Annotated in this window: 13 protein-coding genes; 11 read left to right on the top strand and 2 right to left on the bottom strand. The window is 35.1% G+C overall.

What is annotated here, in order from left to right:
• The first annotated feature begins 13 nt into the window (after window positions 1-13).
• The 4 genes from AC3ANL_RS22380 (at window position 14) to AC3ANL_RS22365 (ending at window position 8,525) form a co-directional block, all read left to right on the top strand.
• Window positions 14-1,672, top strand: a complete 1,659-nt coding sequence (locus tag AC3ANL_RS22380) for a competence protein CoiA family protein (RefSeq protein ID WP_488326557.1) — start codon at window positions 14-16, stop codon at window positions 1,670-1,672.
• 100 nt (window positions 1,673-1,772) lie between these two features.
• Window positions 1,773-3,668, top strand: coding sequence for an AbiA family abortive infection protein (locus AC3ANL_RS22375; RefSeq protein WP_488326556.1), 1,896 nt, complete (start codon window positions 1,773-1,775; stop codon window positions 3,666-3,668).
• Between the two features lie 3 nt (window positions 3,669-3,671).
• Window positions 3,672-5,450, top strand: a complete 1,779-nt coding sequence (locus tag AC3ANL_RS22370) for an HNH endonuclease (RefSeq protein ID WP_488326555.1) — start codon at window positions 3,672-3,674, stop codon at window positions 5,448-5,450.
• Window positions 5,451-5,711: 261 nt separating this feature from the next.
• Window positions 5,712-8,525: a DEAD/DEAH box helicase gene (locus tag AC3ANL_RS22365; RefSeq protein WP_488326554.1), complete on the top strand. Its 2,814-nt coding sequence runs from the start codon at window positions 5,712-5,714 to the stop codon at window positions 8,523-8,525.
• A 19-nt stretch (window positions 8,526-8,544) separates the two neighbouring features.
• Here the strand turns inward: AC3ANL_RS22365 and AC3ANL_RS22360 are convergent, their stop codons facing one another.
• Window positions 8,545-8,943, bottom strand: a complete 399-nt coding sequence (locus tag AC3ANL_RS22360; protein ID WP_488326553.1) for a (deoxy)nucleoside triphosphate pyrophosphohydrolase — start codon at window positions 8,941-8,943, stop codon at window positions 8,545-8,547.
• 247 nt (window positions 8,944-9,190) lie between these two features.
• Here AC3ANL_RS22360 and AC3ANL_RS22355 point away from each other — a divergent pair, with 247 nt between their 5' ends.
• From AC3ANL_RS22355 to AC3ANL_RS22325, 7 genes are all read left to right on the top strand, one after another.
• Window positions 9,191-9,694 carry a GNAT family N-acetyltransferase gene (locus tag AC3ANL_RS22355; RefSeq protein WP_488326552.1) on the top strand — a complete coding sequence of 168 codons (504 nt, stop codon included), beginning with the start codon at window positions 9,191-9,193 and terminating at the stop codon, window positions 9,692-9,694.
• Between the two features lie 25 nt (window positions 9,695-9,719).
• Complete coding sequence (locus AC3ANL_RS22350) at window positions 9,720-10,283, top strand: nucleotidyltransferase family protein (RefSeq protein ID WP_488326551.1); 564 nt, start codon at window positions 9,720-9,722, stop codon at window positions 10,281-10,283.
• A gap of 339 nt (window positions 10,284-10,622) precedes the next feature.
• Window positions 10,623-11,645, top strand: coding sequence for a LacI family DNA-binding transcriptional regulator (locus AC3ANL_RS22345; protein WP_488326550.1), 1,023 nt, complete (start codon window positions 10,623-10,625; stop codon window positions 11,643-11,645).
• A gap of 221 nt (window positions 11,646-11,866) precedes the next feature.
• Window positions 11,867-13,138, top strand: coding sequence for an ABC transporter substrate-binding protein (locus tag AC3ANL_RS22340; protein WP_488326549.1), 1,272 nt, complete (start codon window positions 11,867-11,869; stop codon window positions 13,136-13,138).
• 64 nt (window positions 13,139-13,202) lie between these two features.
• Entirely contained in the window at window positions 13,203-14,120 is a 918-nt protein-coding gene (locus AC3ANL_RS22335) for a carbohydrate ABC transporter permease (protein ID WP_488326548.1), read from the top strand.
• On the top strand, window positions 14,120-14,950 hold the full coding sequence (locus tag AC3ANL_RS22330) for a carbohydrate ABC transporter permease (protein WP_488326547.1): 831 nt from the start codon (window positions 14,120-14,122) through the stop codon (window positions 14,948-14,950). The genes AC3ANL_RS22335 and AC3ANL_RS22330 overlap by 1 nt, the downstream gene beginning before the upstream one ends.
• Before the next feature lie 19 nt (window positions 14,951-14,969).
• A complete protein-coding gene (locus AC3ANL_RS22325; protein ID WP_488326546.1) occupies window positions 14,970-18,125 on the top strand; it encodes a glycoside hydrolase family 2 TIM barrel-domain containing protein in 3,156 nt (1,051 codons plus the stop codon).
• Between the two features lie 176 nt (window positions 18,126-18,301).
• Here the strand turns inward: AC3ANL_RS22325 and AC3ANL_RS22320 are convergent, their stop codons facing one another.
• The gene (locus AC3ANL_RS22320) at window positions 18,302-18,901 is read right to left on the bottom strand and encodes a TetR/AcrR family transcriptional regulator (protein ID WP_488326545.1); all 600 of its coding nucleotides are present in this window, start codon (window positions 18,899-18,901) and stop codon (window positions 18,302-18,304) included.
• Between the last annotated feature and the right edge of the window lie 122 nt (window positions 18,902-19,023).

Raw genomic sequence — 19,023 nt, 5'->3', positions numbered from 1 at the left:
AGGTGACTTAATTTTGAGAGAAGCAAAACATGTGATTGATAATGAATTGACCACCCTCCCAGATTCAGCAACCAATGAAGAAGTAAATAACCTGAAAAAATTGGCAGAAAAAGACCTTTTTCAATGCCCATACTGTAAAGCTAAATTAATAGTCAAGAGTGGTGATGAAAGAGGATTATATTTTTCCCATCAACACTCGGAAGCATGTGAATTATCTAAGAAGATTGACCAGGCTGAAAAAAGGTATAGAAAACAGAATGAGAGAGAAACAAAGGTTCATCATGCGATGCTAGCTATCCTTCATGATGAACTAGCAAACCAGGCTAAAACGAATACAAAGATTAAGCTTGATTACGGATATAAAGCAAAACCAGAACTAAAAGAATATCCCGATATATGGTTGAGGCTTGGTGAAGAAGAATATGGTCTATCTATTGTTACGAATGTTAACTCTTCTGTAGATAGCAAACTAGCAAATCAAATCACCAAAAGACACCAATATTTCTTTGAACAAGGGATGAAACCGATTTGGTTTATCGAAAAAGATGAACAATCGATTGAAAAGGGTAAAAATGCTTTAGTGCTGTGGGATGCTGAATTATCGATTTCTTCTAAAACCACTGAAGATAAAAAGTGGGATTCAATGCTTACGGAACTAGTCAAGGATAAACAGTTTTTTTCTTATTTTAATTACCCTGTATCAATGGATCCTGTAACGGTAGATGCAAGAAGTATGTATTATATTTATTCAAATGGGGACAGAATTGTCGTTAAAGTCATGCGTTTCTTAAAGGATCGGGTGGTAAAGCCATACCGTGCGTTTCTCCTAAATGAAGGCTATGAGATTCCTTTTGCTGACGCATTAGTGGTAAAAAATGAATTCTTACTGAGCCAGCCCAAAGTAGAAGAAGAAAGTCGAAAAGAATTTATGAAGGAATTTAAGCTACGGCAGTTCCAATTTCAAGAACAGCAAAGAATAGAAGAAGAACAATGGCAATTAGAGGCAGAGCAAAGGGAAAAATTAAGGTTAGAAATGATGGAACAGGAGCAAGAGCGGAAAAAGCAGTTATTGAAGCAAATGCTAGAACAAAAGCAACAAACCAGTAATCAATATACTAAACATCAAGATGATTGGGAAATGGATAAGGAACATAAGAGTTTTTCAAACTCCTATAACCCTTCAACAAGTAGGAGGGAAATATCTAATAAAACACTAGTAGGTGAAATCAATGAACTGCTCGCAAAGACAAGTGAAACCGAAGAAAGGAACATTTCTTTAATGTCTAAGGCAAAACACCAAAGAATTATTGAAGAAATGTCTAAAGTCTGGGGGAAAGAGAATGCGAGTAAACAAATAAATAGTAAACCTTCTAATATGCCTTCTGAAGAAAAGTCTAATGATGACAAAAGGAACAAACTAAAAGAAGAGGTATTAGCTCACTATGTTAATGGGCAGCAATATATTAATGGCAGCCAAAGGAAATGGAAGGAATTTGTATTATATCGTTTTAATCAAGTATACGAAAAGACGTTAACGGTACAAGAGTTGATGGAATTAATGAAAAATGCAGGGATTACTTTTAATCAATCTGAAAAAATAGTTTACTATCCTCTTAGAGATTATCTAAATTTTATAGAAAAAAAGTCAAAGAAGCCCTTGGATTTAATATAAGGGCTTTTCGTTAAAAATGCTGTGGAACATAGATGTGAAACAAGAAATTCGGGGTGTGACAGGCAACTGAAATTTGTTATGTATTATTGGGGGATATTTAATGATTAACATGGAATATGAAACCTGGCTTAATGTATGCCAAGGGATTTTCAATCAAAGTAAACAATCACAAAAGCATTACCTGCAATTGTACCCTTTTACCGTTTTATCTGATGAAGAAAAAGAACAAATTAAAAGTGAAGGGTTCTTTAATAAGTTTATTAAAAATGGCGCACTTTTTAAGAATAAGCTAGTTTTTGATTTTCCAAAGCATTATATTCAAAAGAATAACAGCTCATTTCGAAATTCTAGGTTGGTATCACCAATAATATATATTTATTTGGAATGTATAGGGTATCATGTATGTAATGCGTATACTAAAGATTCTATTGCAACAAGGTGTTACTATGCAGGGAATATACAGGAATTAGATTTTCATTACAAAAAGAGCTATGAGCGTTATTATGCTGATATTAATGAATGCTCTCAACGATTCCAGTATTACTATAAGTTTGATGTTACTAATTTCTTTGACAGTCTAGATATTAACATCTTATTTGATCACATAAATAGAAAATCTACTATTATTGATTCAAGAACGGCATTGATCTATAAAAGATTAATGCAATCTATTGGACGCGGGAAGTATCCCACTATAGAAAAATCATGTTCACTATCATTTTTAGCAACTTATGTTTACTTAGATTTGTTTGATAGTAAACTAGAAGAATTTTTAGGTAATCTAAATGAAATAGAGGACTTCCAGATTATTAGATATGTTGATGATCTCTTTATATTTTTTAATACAAGTGCTGACTTGTTAAATGAAGCCGTTTCAATTATAAAAAACTTTGTTATTCATAATTATAGGGAGATTAACCTAAGTTTAAATGAACAGAAAAGTAACTATGGAATTGCTAATGATATAAGTGAAGAACTAAGTGCTGCTTTATATGACCACTACGTTAATGAGCAAGATATTGATATATCGAGCATGTTTGACGAAAATAATATGAAAGTCTTTGTTGATAAATTGTACGACATTGCAAGGGAAAGGTGGCATAACCATGATCGGTATAGAGAAATAAAAGATGAGGTTTTTACGATTTCTGGTGTACAGTATTCTTCCGATGAAGTATTTCGATACTTAATTTACTATAGAAAAAGAATATTTAATAATGCAGAACTCATAAGTAAATTCAAAAGATTGATAAGACAAGATTACAAGATAATTAAGTACGATACTAAGAATCTAATTAATATGATATTAAACACACGTGATGGGGATTTAATAAGGTTTTTCTTGAACGAGATATTCCGAAATAATAATTTAGATTCTTTTGATATTGCTATGATTATAAATTATTTAATATTAAGGAATTTCCAACATCAAGATTTGCTAAGCAAATTAGAGGAATATGAACCGAATATATATAAATACATAACTTTGTATTGTAAAAATTCGTTTTTGGATTCACTTTTAGAACAAGAGAATAATAGCTATCTAAATTTATTATTTACAAACGACTATGATTTTAATAACGATTTGAAAGTTTGGTATATATATTTTATGTACCAACATTACAAGTATAGCAACGATATCTTAGAGGCTTTCTCATATTATAAATCTTATTTTGATAGGGTCACTGCCCTATTGATGCATTATAAGGGAATCGAACAAACCGGAAAAGGCAAACCTAATTACAAGATGTATTATAAACAAGGATCAATAATAAAAGGTTACCAAAGAATAAGATTTAACCAGGAGGTTACTAATATTGAAGAGTTAATAGAGAAAGCTCACGACTTAAGAAATCACAATCCAATAAATCACTCAGGTGCTGAAGTGATGGATGATGAAACATTAAATCTTGATATGATAGAAAATATTATCGCAGATTTGGAAATTTTATTAAAAATAGGATTTACAGGAGAGACTATTATAAAGGAGAGTTAAATATTGGCTTTAAAAGATCAACCAGACGTTCGATATGCTTTATGGCAAGCTTATCAAAGAAGATGTGCTATTTGTCATGAGGATTTATTTAATTATTCTGATTTGGAAATAGATCATATAATTGCTGAATCAGTAGGAAAAAATGATAAAAAGTTAAGAGAAGTATTAAATACATATGAATTACCTGAGGATTTTAATTTAAATAGTTTAGAGAATTTAAGGCCAGCCCATAGCAAATGCAATAATAAGAAGAGGAATAATGAGGCGCCTAAGGAAATAACTGCAGAATTATTAAGAATAGCAAAAAATAAATTAAGAGATGTAAAAACACAGATTAAAAGGTTTGAAGAGGATGCTAAATATGCACTTAATATTGAAGCCGTAAAAAGTCATTTGAAAAATGGAGATATTACGCTAGAGCAATATGTTGATCGGATAAATAATTATATAGCTGATTACGGGGTAGAAGAATTCAAAAGTCAAACAGCATTTAGTAGTCATATATTATATAAAAATAAGACAGTAATGTTGGAAGGGTATTTACCTAAAGTTAAAGAGCCTAAGGGCAGTTGTTTATTAACATTTAATAGTTTTTATATTAGGGGAACTACTATTAGTTTGGGACATAAAGAAATATTAAAAAATTTATATCCAGGAAACCATACTCCAATTGAATTTGAAATGAGGAGTTACATAATAGCTAAAATAAATGATGACAGTTTTATAGTACAACTAGGAAATTCGAGGTTTACACTGAATATAGATGAGTTGAAGAACTTATGTTCAGTTATTGATAAATTTATAATAGAGTATATAACAGCTCTTGAAAATATAGAAAATCATCTTAAAGCAAATGAATTTATTCCTCATCAATATGACTTAACTAAGTATCAATTGGTAAAGATTCAAAAAGACTTATGGACTTCTATGCTTGAGTTTTCGAAAAGAAATGATTATGAACTGGGGAATACTAAATGGAATATTTTTGATACCTCAGGTAATAACATGTTAAAAGTTTATATTAAAGAAAAAACTAATAAGTACGATGAAGGGTATAAATGTATTATTCATAGTTTTATTGAAGATAGTTATAGTTGGGAACCATCTGATTATGTATGGTTAGTATGGTGGGATATAAATCATAGCAATGAATATAAATTAAGAAAATACTGGAATGTACAACAGACATATGATTGGTTAACAAAAGAGTTTTTACCATATGTGATTTTTAATAGAAATAAGCCTTATAAAAAAACAAAATTATTTTTTAAAAGGAAATTGTCATATGATGAGTTTAAGGGATCTATTAATATTAAGGAATATTATTTCACTGGAGAAAAAAGGTGTTATTCAATTGAACAAATTGGTGATTCAAATAAATTAATTGACTTGGTTAGCGAACTTAACTTACTCTACTCAGTTACAAACAATGTGTGTCTTCAGAGAAAAGATATTATAGGTCTTTTTGATTCAATATTACTTAGTTTAAAAGAATGTGATCATCCAGACTATCATTATATATGTTCAAAGCTTGGTTTAACTAAAACAACGAACAAGGAAGAGATTAAAGAAGCGATTCTAGACGAAATAAATACTCTATGCTTAGATGATACATTAAAAATATCAGGATATAAACTAGATATATTATTTAGGGTGTTATATTCAAATTTAAAATGTATGTCGCAAAACCTTCAATACGATGAAATTAAAAGTTATTTAAAATTTATTGAACCATTTATTAAAGATTTTAATAGATTTAAGGTAGTAGAATGTTATAGTTAAGAAAAAACAAATCTCTTTGTGCTGGAATTGACAGGGTAGAGGTCTTAGTTTGATCTCTTCCCCTTTTTCTTAGTTATTTTACCCTATCCAATGTTACGCTGAACCGTATCATAAGCAAAAATATTACTTTTTAGAAAGTAATACCGCATCCTCTATTCCTCCTAAATGGAGGATCTTTTTATTTACCCCTAAATATAGTACAATTCTACATATCCAATAAATAACAGTTTGATAGTAGAGTTTTAGTTAGGGGCAAAAATAATGGATGCAATTGAAAAGAAACTAATTGTGAATTCCGATAAGGGTAACTTATTAAGAGAATTAGTAAAATCAATGAGCGAGTGTGAAAGGTTTTATTTTAGTGTGGCTTTCATTAATTTCAGTGGGCTGCAACTTCTGCTTGATCCCTTAAAAGAAGCAGAGAATAAGGGAATCAAAGGGAAAATCATTACTTCTACGTATCTCAATTTTACAGATGCAAAGGCATTAGAAAAAATTAGAGAGTTTTATAATGTTGATTTAAAGGTTTTTGTTACGGATAAAGAAATTGGTTTCCATACCAAAGCATACATATTTGAGTATAAAGATAGTTATAAGGTGATTATTGGTTCATCTAATATCACCCAAAGTGCCCTTAAAAGCAATATTGAGTGGAATGTGGAAATCGTTACGAAAGAGAATGGCCGGTTTATCCAGGATGTTTTAAAGGAATATGAATATCTTTGGAATATGAGCGAGGTTGCGGACCAGGCATTTATTAGTAGATACGAGGAATTTCTAAAGAACCTCAAAAGTACGCAAATAACCCATCAAATGATTTATGAGAACAAACAATATATTGTCCAAAATAGAATGCAAAAGCGAGCTACCGAGAACCTGGAAAGATTAAGAAGTTTCGGAGAGAAAAAAGCTCTTGTAATCGCCGCAACTGGAACGGGTAAAACGTATATGTCGGCATTTGATGTGAAGAGTTTGAAGCCGAAGAAACTCCTTTTTATTGTACATAGAGAAGAAATTTTGAAAAAAGCTAAAGAAACCTTTGAAATTCTCTTACCTAATGAGGGGATTACTTTTGGTTTACTAACAGGGAATCACAAGCAAAAAAATATGGATTATGTATTTGCCACCATTCAAACGATTTCTAGGTGTTTTCATGAATTTGAAAAAGATGAATTTGATTATTTGATTATTGATGAAGCCCATCATGCGCCTAGCCCAACCTACCAAACGGTTTTAAATTATTTTGAGCCTAAATTCACCTTAGGGATGACGGCAACTCCTGAACGAAGTGACGGGTACAATGTCTTTGATCTGTTCGATAATAATGTGGCCCTGGAGGTGCGCTTACACGAAGCTTTAGAGGATGAACTAGTTATTCCCTTTCACTATTTTGGTATTACAGATATTGAAGGTATTGATTTAAGTGATGTGGATATTGACGATATTAATGAAATCACCAAACGGTTAAAGGTCAATGAACGGGTGGATTTCATAATAGAAAAAATGGACTTTTACGGTCATGATGGCGACAAAAGAAAAGGCCTTGGTTTCTGTGTGAGTATTGAGCATGCTCAATATATGGCGAGTGAGTTTAATAAACGAGGATACACAAGTGTTTGTTTATACGGTGCGGATTCTTCAGAAAAACGTGGACACTATATTAATCGATTAGAAAATGACCATGACGAGTTAGAATTTATTTTTACGGTTGATATTTTTAATGAGGGCGTTGACATTCCTTCAATCAATACCGTACTAATGTTAAGACCGACCAACTCCCCAATAGTATTTATTCAACAACTTGGCAGAGGTTTGCGAAAATATGCAAATAAGGAGTTCTTAACAGTCCTCGATTTTATTGGGAATCATAATAAGACGTTCCTGATTGCTTTAGCGTTAAATGGGAGTCGTTACTACGACAAGGAGAGTTTAAAAGTCGCAGTTGCGACAGGGTTTGCTAATATCCCTGGGTGTACTCATATTCAGATGGATAAAATCTCAGAGGAAAGAATTCTAGCTCAAATAGATAAAGAAAACTTTAATTCCATGAAGTATCTAAAGGAAGAGTACTTCGAATTTAAGAAGCTTAACCAGGGGCGGATTCCTTCCTTATTGTTAGATTATCTTAAATATGATGGTGCTCCCGATCCTGTGAAATTTATTGATAGGGAAAAAACATATTTATCCTTCATTGCCAAGGTGGAGAAGGATGATTATTTAAAAAATCTTTTACTGAACGAAAAATTCGAAGATACTTTGAAGGAATTATCCAGTAAGCTCCCACTCAAGCGGATTTACGAGTTTGTTATCATTCGATATTTATTAGAGCATGAGGAAATTAACATAGAAATTGCCAAGCAGCAAATATTAAAAATGATTAATGATGTTGATGATGATAGTGTGTTACATGCCTTTGAGTGCTTAAATCAAAATTACTATGATAGTGTCCAGATTAAGAATAAACCAAAGTTAGTTCAGTACAGTAACGGAAAGCTGATTAAAACGCCACTTTTCAAAGAGCTAGTAGAGAATGAGGAATACCGTAAGTTTATTGAGGACATTATTACCTATGGAATTTTCCGATACGAAAAGGAATTCAAAGGGGAATACTACGGTGTCCCGTATTTTAAATTATATGAGCAATACCAAATGATAGATGCAGCCTTACTGTCTAACTATAGGAAAATTCATAGTTCTTTTAGGGGTTCGGGACTTCTTACGAATGGGAATAATTATTTCTTATTTATCGATCTTCATAAGGAAGATGACATCAAGGAAAGCATCAATTATAAGGATAAATTTATCGATGAGCGTTATTTTCAATGGCAAACTCCAAATAGCACTTCCCAAAATACCGATAGAGGGCAAAACATTATTTTTAATAAACGGCGCGGAATCAACCTTCATCTATTTGTAAGGAAGTACAGAGAAATCGACGGAAAGAACGAGCCGTATATTTATATCGGAAAAGGGGATTCCGTCCAATTTGAAGGTGAGAAACCCATTACTGCAAAATTAAAATTGGAAAATGAAATTCCATCAACCTTGTTTACGGAATTCACCAAAAAAGTATAGTCTTCTCAATACGAGAAGACTATTTTTCTTGGATTAATTGTTCAACCGCTGGAATATCAGCTGGAGCCCATTTTAGCGAATCTAAATTTTCTCTTTTTAGCCAAGTTAGCTTAGAATGTTCACTTCTTGTCGGAATTCCTTCAACAACTCTGCATTTAATCGAGATCAAATTTATGATAAATGTTTCGTATTCATGGGTATTGTCATTAAATACTTCTTTAAAGGTCTCGATCTTACAGTCCAACTCTTCAGTAATTTCTCTTTCTAGCGCAGAGAAAATGTCTTCGTTGGCTTCCACTTTTCCACCTGGAAACTCCCATCTATTAGGAATGGACATTTCTGGTGATCTTAGGGCACATAAAATTTCATTTTTTTCATTTTCAATAATCGCTGCGACAACTTTTACGAGTTTTTTCATGATAGCCTCCTACAAAGGTTGATTTATTAGTGTAATGATATCATCTTTTACTAGAAAATTCTCTTTAACATAAACTATTAAAGAAGCCTGGTGATTTAAGGATTTAATATAGTTGAAAAATACTTTTGTACTATAATTCTGGAATCTCGATCATGCCTAACCGACTTTGTTGTTTTATAATGAAAAAAGAATCCCTGGCAGTATGGGGGAGATTTCCTGTTAAATTTCTCAATAAAGGAGATTGACAATGAAGCTTAGAAAAACAGAGGAAAAAGATATTGATCGTGTTATGGAAATAATTAACCAGGCACAGGAGTATTTCAAAAAAAGTAATATTGATCAGTGGCAGGATAACTATCCTTCCATTCAAACGATCAAAGATGATATTGCCAAGGGCGATAGCTATGTGCTATTGAATGATGAAACGATTGTGGCTACTGCCGTTATTTCCTTTGATGAAGAGATAACCTATAGAAAAATTTATGATGGTCAGTGGCTTAGTAATGGTGAATATGCGGTCATCCATAGACTGGCTGTCGATCATAACTACAAAGGTTTAGGGATATCCTCAGAAATCATCAGAAACGTAGAAAGAATGTGTGTAGAAAAAGGGGTTCATAGTATTAAAGTCGATACACATGAACAGAACTTATCCATGCAGCGACTTCTTCAGAAAAATGATTTCACCCTTTGTGGCGTCATTTATTTAAAGGATAGGAGTAAACGAGTCGCTTTTGAAAAGTTACTATAAATACGGCGGTCCGCAGGGGGGTTCTATGTTAAACGAAGAAAAGATCATTTCACTAATTAGAGAAGATCAATGGATGATGGACATTTTAAAAACCGCAAAATCACTGGATTTACCAGATTGGTGGGTTTGTGCTGGATTTGTTCGCTCAAAAATTTGGGATACCATTCATGAGTTTTCAAAAAGAACACCCATTCAGGATATTGATGTGATTTATTTTGATCCGACAAACATGAATGAATCCGAGGAAAAGAGACTTGAAGAAAGATTGTTCTCCCTTATGCCAACGATTCCTTGGTCCGTAAAGAATGAGGCGCGAATGCACATTCGGAACAATCTGCCTCCCTATACGTCTGCAGTGGATGCGATATCAAAGTTTCCTGAAACAGCCACGGCATTAGGGGTAAAGCTAGATGAAAAAGACCAGGTCATCCTAACAGCCCCTTGTGGAATAAGTGATGTGGTTCATTTAACGGTGACACCAACAACGTATTTTTGGGAGTCACGGGAGAGAATGGAAATCTATGAAGAACGTATGGCCAAAAAGGATTGGAAATCGACATGGACTAAGGTGGAAATTTTTCATATCTAACCCCAGGTTTATGTGCTTTAAAAAAATAGACAGGAACCTGAAAAAAATACTAAAAATGGAACGAATAGAATCTATTCTAGACATCCTCCCTGTGAAATCTTTTTTCCATAGCTAAGCAATTTCATGATAATCAGAAAAATATTTGATAGGAGAGTTTTGAAAAGGATTAAGATGTGTTATAAACAAATCATATGATACAATTTATTCCCGTTTAAAAAGTTTACCAAAAATTGAAGTGGAAGTATAAAGTGAAGGAAGAATTTACATATTTATTAGATAGTGGAAAAAATACAAGGTACAATATAAAATGGGAGTGTCTTTTTTAAAGGGGGAATGTTTATGGTTACCAGACATGATGTCGCGCTAAAGGCAGGAGTTTCACCATCAACTGTATCGCGCGTCATTAATAATAGAGGGTATGTGGCATTGGAGGCAAGAAAAAGAGTAGAAGCAGCAATTGCTGAACTGAATTATATACCTAACCGCGCCGCACAAAATTTACGGGCCAAGTCCTATAAACAACTTGCTTGTATCTCACCATCGATTAGCAACTCCTTTTTTTCAGAAATGTTTATGGGGATAGAGGAAATGGCCTTAGAGAATGGGTATACTTTATCTTTATATAATATTACTAAGAAAAATCGGGATTATTTAAAGCAAGTTTTAGAAGGTCCTTATGATGGAATGATTTTGCTTGCATCTCATGAATTAATCATGATTAAGGATATTCTCGAAAATAAAAAAATGCCACTGTCTGTCTATTGGGATCGAATAAATATAAATATTCCACGTAATGCAGGGATTCCTCATGTATATGTCGATTTGAAGAAAGTAATGAAGCAATCTGTAGAATATTTGATAAAAAATGGACATACGGAAATTCTCTTTTTAGGCCATTATTATAATGAAGATAGACGAAGTAATCCTAGGTACAGGGGTTATGAAATTGCCATGAAAGAACATCACTTACCGATTAAAGATTATTATAAAATATTCATCGAAATGTATGAAGACAAATTGACCACTGGATATGAAGCTATAAAGATGTTATTGGACAAAGGACAATATTTTACTGCTGTAGCCGCTTCTAATGATTTGCTAGCAGCTGGGGCAATAAGAGCGATTATTGAAAGCGGAAAAAAGGTTCCTGAAGATATTTCCGTCATTGGTGTTGATAATATTGAATTAGCTAAAATCGTGACTCCAACGTTAACTACGATGAATATTCCAAAAAGGGAAATCGGCAGAATGCTAGTACAACAGCTGTTGGATCAAATTCACCATGAAAATAGTATGGAGAAAAGTATGGAAGCAGAAGTTACATTAAAGGAAAGAGAATCTGTAAGAAATATAAAACTTTAAAATAGCAATTGACAACGGTTACAAAATAATTTATCGTAAAAGCATAGCAGGAAGAGATATCTAGTTGAATAGATCGATAAGAGATTTGTTTAAAGGATATTTTATTAAATAATGTGGTTACGTGACCATATTATTTTTTCTGCAATGTGGTCACGTAACCACATTATTTTTTTGGGTTGGTGGTCACGTGACCACAAAATGATAAAAGGGGAGTGGAAAAATTGAAAAAGTTGTCATTGCTGTTAGCTTTGTTGCTCATAACATCTGTTTTCTTGGCAGCATGCGGAAGCGGGAAAGATGAAAAGGCTAGTTCTACGAATGGAAAAACTACGATTACTGTTGCATCTTGGAATGCTGCTGCAGATGCTTTAACTGAACAGATTGAGGGATTTAACAAAAAGTACCCGGATATAAAAGTTGAAATACTACGGACTGATACCGGATATTCAAAAATTACCCCAGCTTTGGCAGCAGGAACAGGAGCTCCGGATGTTATCCAAACTCAAGCAAGGGACTTGCCGGCATTCCTGGAAAAGTTCCCTGATCAGTTTGTTGATATTACAGACAAAACAGAAAAATATAAAGATGATTTTCTTGCATCCTCATGGAAAAGCGTCACAAAAGACAATAAAGTATATGCAATGCCATGGGATATAGGTCCAACTGCTTTATATTATAGAAAAGATTTATTTGAAAAAGCGGGCATTGATGTTGGATCTATTAAAACTTGGGATGATTATATTGAAGCTGGTAAGAAATTAAAAGAAGCGATCCCTGGCACAGTTATGACCCTATATACCGATGATTTTAATCTTTATGAAATCTTCTTAAACCAATTGGGTGGTTCTTATGTGAAAGACGGAAAAATTAATGTCATTTCACCGGAATCAGAAAAAGCACTTTTACTTCAAAAGAAAATGAAGGATGAGGGCATTGCCATTAATGTTCACGATGGCAATGGACGAATTCCAGCGTTAACGAACGATAAAGCTGCCAGTGTTATTTTACCAGTATGGTATGCGGGTACGTTAAGCCATTCTGTCGAAAAACAAGCAGGCAAATGGGGAATCGTTCCGATCCCAGCATTTGAAGAGGGTGGGAATACACAAGCCAATTTAGGCGGCTCAGTATTGGCTGTGTCAAAGCAGTCAAAAAATGCGGATGCAGCATTCAAATTTGTTGAATATGTTTTAACTACAGATGAAGGCCAAAAGATCATGTTAAAATACGGACTTTTTCCTTCCTATACTCCTTTCTATAAAAATGAAGCATTTAATACAAAAGATGAGTATTTTGGTATGGAATTATACCCATTCTTTGCGGAACAAACCACAACCATTAAAGATATGGAATATGGTCCAATTATGTTAGACGCAACGAAACCACTTAAAGATATGATTGATGGCGTATTAGCAGGAAATGATGCAGATAAAATGATGAAAACGGCTGCAGAATCTATTTCAAAATCAACCAAGCTTAAAGTAAATAATTAGAAAAAATAGGTCAGGTAGGTGTTTGTAAGTTGAACACCTACTCCTATTTATAGGAGGTGCCCAAATGCCGGAAACAGCTGTAGAAAAAAGGACAGAACCTTCTGTTGCAAGAAAGAAAAAATGGAATCGGAAAAAAATGACTCCCTATCTATTTCTATCTCCCTTTTTCATCGTGTTTGCTATTTTCATGATCTATCCCATTTTCGAGTCATTGTATTTATCCTTCACCTCTGCCCAAGGAAACCACGCGGAATGGGTTGGGTTTGAAAACTTTAAAAACATCCTGACGGACGGGCTATTTTGGAAATCGCTCTATAATGTTTTTGTCATTTTAATTGTTCAAGTGCCGGTTATGCTCATTATAGGGACATTTTTAGCGGTTCTATTAAACTCAAAATTTATTAAGGGAAAGGCAATCTTTCGATTATTTATTTTTTTGCCGGTTTTAATTGATTTAGTCACCTATTCCATTGTATTTACCCTTATTTTTAATGAGCAATATGGAATGATGAATTACGTCTTAGGACTCATACATATTGAGCCAATTCATTGGTTTAGTGACCCGTTCTGGTCAAAAGTGTTAATCATTATTGCTTTGACGTGGAGATGGACCGGTTATAATACGATTATTTTGCTAGCGGGCATTACTTCCATTGATGATTCGTTGTATGAATCTGCTGAAGTTGATGGTGCCAGTAAATTCACCCAATTCTTTAAGATTACGATTCCAATGTTAAAACCAATTCTTCTTTTTTGTGCCATTCTTTCTACGATTGGTACGATTCAATTATTTACCGAGCCTTCTTTATTAACTGCGGGAGGACCAAACAATGCAACCAATACTCCTGTGATGTATCTTTATCAATTTGGATTTCAAAGCTTCCAATTTGGTTATGCATCAGCAGCAGCGTATGTCATTACCATTATCGTTGGGATTATAAGTTTCTTTCAAATTAAAGTTTCAAAAGGAGGAGAGATTTAATGAAACGATCGTCCTTCATACCAAAATCAGCAGGATATCTATTTTTAATCATTGTCAGTATCGCCTCTGTGTATCCGTTTTATTGGATGTTTGTAGGTTCTACCCTGTCAGATGGTGACATTTTTCAAAGTCCTCCGAAGTTATTACCGAGCGGGGAATTTCTTACTAATTTAACTGGGCTGGCAGCATCTGCTCCTATTTGGAAGGCGCTGGGGAATAGTTTGCTGATCTCTATCATTTTTACGATTGCAACATTATATTTATGCGCTATTGCAGGATATGCATTCGCTAAATATGAGTTTAAAGGGAAAAATATTATGTTCCTTATCGTACTAGTAACGATGATGCTTCCACACCAAGTTACCTTAATTCCTTTGTTCAAAATGATCATCGGGTTAGGCTGGCAAGATCAGCCTCAGGCTGTTATTTTACCAGCGCTGGCCAATGCATTCGGTGTCTTTTTTATGAGGCAGAATATGATGAGTATTCCGACTGAAATGATAGAAGCAGCCAGAATTGATGGTGCAAGTGAAATGTCTATTTTCCACAGAATTATTTTGCCAACATCATTACCGCCTTTAGCAGCATTAGGAATACTGAGCTTTATCCAGCAATGGGGAAATTATTTATGGCCGCTTATCATTTTACAGGATAGAGAAAGTACGACATTACCAGTTCTGTTATCCCAATTAGTTGCTCCGGGCCAGGTCGTCTACTATGGTCAAGTATTAGCAGGAACCGTTGTCAGTATCGTACCGGTATTAATCTTATTCCTGTTTTTGCAAAAGTATTTTATCGCTGGAATATATGGCGGTTCTGTTAAAGGTTAATGTCGAGGGGAGAATGAACATGCGTTTACAAAATGATTGGGAAAACTTAGAGGTCTTACATAAGAATCGCCTTAAACCTAGGTCATACTTTTTTAGCTATAAAAGCAAAAAAGCAGCCATTACGTATGAGCGGGGAGATTCACAGGGATTCTTATTACTTAATGGTAATTGGAAATTTTATTACGCGAACTCACCAATTGAATCACCGAGTGATTTTTACAATGAGGATTACTCCACTGATCATTGGGCCAATATCAGTGTTCCATCTCATTGGCAATTAAAAGGATACGGGAAACCACATTATACAAATGTCCAGTATCCCTTTCCAGCAGAACCCCCTTATATTCCATCTGAGAATCCAACGGGTGCATACAGCAGAACATTTTATTTAACAAAGGAAGCATTAATAGGTAAGTTACATTTAATGTTTGAGGGTGTCGACAGCTCCTTCCATGTTTGGGTTAATGGATCTTTCGTCGGGTATAGTCAAGGCAGCCGGCTTCCTTCAGAGTTTGATATCACACATGCTGCAAAAGAAGGGGAAAATAGAATTTCTGTACGCGTATACCAATGGGCCGAATCCTCCTATATTGAAGATCAAGATATGTGGTGGCTAAGTGGAATATTTAGGGATGTTTATATCATTTCAAAACCAACTACCCATATCTGGGATCTGTTTTTGAATGGAATTTTAGAAAAAGACTATAAAGATGGAAGGCTAGATTTTGAGATTGCCTTATCAGGGGAGTATAAAGATCACAAAGTGGAAGTGGAAATACAAGAGAAGGGCACTGTTATTGCCTTGCATCAACAATGTTTAGAGAGCGAAATGGTGACAGGATCCATCCACTTGAACAATGTGAAGCCGTGGAATGCTGAAACACCCATCTTATATGATGTGCTGGTTACTTTAGTAAATCCGTCGGGGGAAGTGGTTGAAGTCATTCCACAAAGGTGCGGATTTAGAACGGTTGAGATTAAAGGCGGCCAGTTACTCGTGAATGGTGCAGCCATTATGTTTAAGGGTGTAAATCGACATGATGCACATCCTGATTTCGGAAGGGCTGTCCCTTTACGTTCAATGATCGAGGACCTAGTTTTAATGAAACAGCATAACATTAATGCTATCCGTACAGCGCATTATCCTAATGACCCGAGGTTTTATGATCTTTGTGATCAATTTGGTTTTTTTGTAATCGATGAAACAGATCTTGAATGTCATGGTATGACAAAGATTGGGAAGCCGCATTTGTTAAGTAATGATCCAGCGTGGAAAAATGCCTATTTAGATAGAATGGAAAGAATGGTAGAACGCGATAAGAACCATCCTTCTGTTATTATGTGGTCTTTAGGCAACGAGTCAGGATTTGGACAAAATCATATTGCCATGTATGAATGGGCAAAAACAAGGGATGCTTCAAGACTGGTCCACTACGAAGGGGAGACCAGGGAAATTCTTTTAGAGGATAACTTTGTCCCAACTAAGGATCCAATAGCTTCGGATGTTCATACTTCAATGTACACGCCCATTGAAAAATTGAAGGTAATTGGCGGATTAACGTACTTGGAAAAACCTCATATTTTATGTGAGTATGCACACGCAATGGGGAATGGCCCAGGCGGTTTCAAAGAATATTGGGAGACATTTTATGCCTATGACCGATTGCAGGGTGGTTTTGTTTGGGAATGGGTTGATCACGGTTTACGCCAATATACGCAAGAAGGTAAAGAATACTTTGCATACGGCGGTGATTTTGGCGAGACACCTCATGATGGAAACTTTGTTATCGATGGATTGGTTCGGCCAAATCGTGAGCCGTCCCCAGCATTAGCTGAATTAAAAAAAGTGATGGAACCAGTAATCACATCCAATTTTAATATGAAAGAAAAAACAGTCCTGATACAAAATCAATATGATTTTTCCGATTTATCAAGTTTACTATGCGAGTGGTTTATTGAAGCTGACGGTCAAATCCTTGAGTGTGGCATTGTTGAGGTACCGGAAATTCCTCCACACACTGCAAAGTTGGTCGATTTACCGATTCAGCTGCCAAATGTGGTACAGGAAAATACAGAATATTGGTTAAATCTCGTTTGGAAGACGAAAGAAAGGACACTATGGGCTGATGCAGGTCATACTGTTGCGTGGTCACAGTATGAGCTTCCAATCTCCCGTTTTGTTCAGATTGAACAGCCAACTTCAGGTCATTTATCGATTTTAGATCAAACTTCAAAGACAAAAATAACTGGGCTAAACTTCCAATTGGTCTTCAATAAACAAAATGGACGAATTGAAGATTTTTGTTATGATGACCAGCTAGTAATGTCCAAAGGACCAAGGTTACATTTCTGGAGAGCACCAATCGATAATGATTTATTGGGGTCGGAAGAGTTTAACGCAAGCTCCGTTACAAAACGTTGGAAGGAATTTGGTGTCCATGCGATTCAACATCGAATGATTAGAACGGATGTCACCATCGGTGAAGACAGCCAGTCCATTGTCATTGAGTGTGAAGCCAAACTGGCACCTCCTGTTCTTGCGTGGGGATTCCATGTGATCTATCTCTACACCATCTATGCAAATGGAAAAATCACAGTAGAGATCAAGGGCGTGAAATCGGGTGAGGGACCTCAGTATCTGCCGCGGATTGGTGTTGAGATGGTGGTAGAAGGTACCTGCGATTACGTGCAGTGGTATGGTTTGGGACCAAATGAAGCCTATGTTGATAGCAGGCAAGCGGCAAGGATGAGCGTTTGGTCATCAACTGTTGATGGCTTACATACGCCGTATGTGTTCCCGCAAGAAAACGGGAACCGCCATCAAACAAAATGGGCAAGTTTTACACAAGAGAGTGGAAAAGGGCTGTTCATCAATGGTTCTCCTTTTGATTTCACTGCAAGCTATTATACGGTTGAACAGTTGGAGGCAGCCAAACATACATTTGATCTATTTAAACAGCCGTATATCACATTGCATGTTGATAAACAGCAATATGGGCTGGGCTCAGCAAGCTGTGGTCAGGAAGTACAGGAACCGTATCGCTTGAAAAACGAGAATTTTGATCTTTCGTTTTCGATTGTGCCATATGATGAAAATGCCCATTCTCCTATTGCTTTAAGTAAAAAGTTTCATAGCATGATATATCAAGAGAAAAAAGAAATGCAGAAACAGTAATAGGGCTTGCGTATAGAACCTTGCACAGAAACACACAAAGGCACAACCAGCAATAAAAACGCTAGTTGTGCCTTTGTGCACGCAAAACTTCCGATTGTCCTTATCACCTAGAAATTTTAGACATGATCTATTTGTTTCTATTGCTAAGCAACGTAATTGAGTCAAATCCCTATTAATTAAGGTGCGGTAATACCTTTCATTACCTGGTCCACTAATGTGTCAATAAATGCTGAATCTACTTTTTTCTTATAGATCAGGATCCGAAAGTAAACAGGACCGTATAACATATCTGAGATTACATCAGTGTTAATGATAGCTTGGATTTCACCATCAGCAATTGCCCGCTCAAGGATTAATTTAGCATCCTCACGACGCGGTTTAAGATAATAGGAGTAAAACATTTTAGCTAGTTCTGAATCATCTCCACTTTCTGCAACAAGGGCTACCACCGTTCTGCCCAAAGATCCGTTCAGAACATCTGCAAGAGTATAAAGGTGTTGTCGAAAATTTTCACGAATCGATGTATTTTCGTGAAAATGTAAATGTGCTTCGGTCGACATAAGAAAGGCATCAAGGATAAGAAAGGATTTGTTAGCCCACCACCGGTAGATCGTAGCCTTGCCGACACCGGCATGTGCAGCAATGGCTTCCATGGTCAAAGCGGAATAGCCAGTTTCCTCTAATAAATCAATGGTTGCGGTAAGAATGGCAATTTTAGATGCCTCACTTCGCGGTCTTCCTACTGAGTGCTGTGTAGATTGTTTTTTATCTGACATTTTCATTCCTCACTTAATAAATGTTTTGATTCTAGCGACATTTACACATACCATAATTTTATTGAATTTACTTACATAAATCCCATAAAACTAACCCCTTCTTACGATCATGCAAAATTATT

It is taken from the genome of Neobacillus sp. DHD-1R, from assembly GCF_057747995.1.
Note: the sequence above shows the minus strand (reverse complement) of the source record. Positions and strands in the feature narration are given on the sequence as shown.

Coding starts and splice junctions, on each gene's coding strand:
- AC3ANL_RS22375 (WP_488326556.1), top strand. CDS start 1,773: ATGATTAACATGGAATATGAAACCTGGCTTAATGTATGCCAAGGGATT.
- AC3ANL_RS22365 (WP_488326554.1), top strand. CDS start 5,712: ATGGATGCAATTGAAAAGAAACTAATTGTGAATTCCGATAAGGGTAAC.
- AC3ANL_RS22360 (WP_488326553.1), bottom strand. CDS start 8,943: ATGAAAAAACTCGTAAAAGTTGTCGCAGCGATTATTGAAAATGAAAAA.
- AC3ANL_RS22355 (WP_488326552.1), top strand. CDS start 9,191: ATGAAGCTTAGAAAAACAGAGGAAAAAGATATTGATCGTGTTATGGAA.
- AC3ANL_RS22350 (WP_488326551.1), top strand. CDS start 9,720: ATGTTAAACGAAGAAAAGATCATTTCACTAATTAGAGAAGATCAATGG.
- AC3ANL_RS22345 (WP_488326550.1), top strand. CDS start 10,623: ATGGTTACCAGACATGATGTCGCGCTAAAGGCAGGAGTTTCACCATCA.
- AC3ANL_RS22335 (WP_488326548.1), top strand. CDS start 13,203: ATGCCGGAAACAGCTGTAGAAAAAAGGACAGAACCTTCTGTTGCAAGA.
- AC3ANL_RS22330 (WP_488326547.1), top strand. CDS start 14,120: ATGAAACGATCGTCCTTCATACCAAAATCAGCAGGATATCTATTTTTA.
- AC3ANL_RS22325 (WP_488326546.1), top strand. CDS start 14,970: ATGCGTTTACAAAATGATTGGGAAAACTTAGAGGTCTTACATAAGAAT.
- AC3ANL_RS22320 (WP_488326545.1), bottom strand. CDS start 18,901: ATGTCAGATAAAAAACAATCTACACAGCACTCAGTAGGAAGACCGCGA.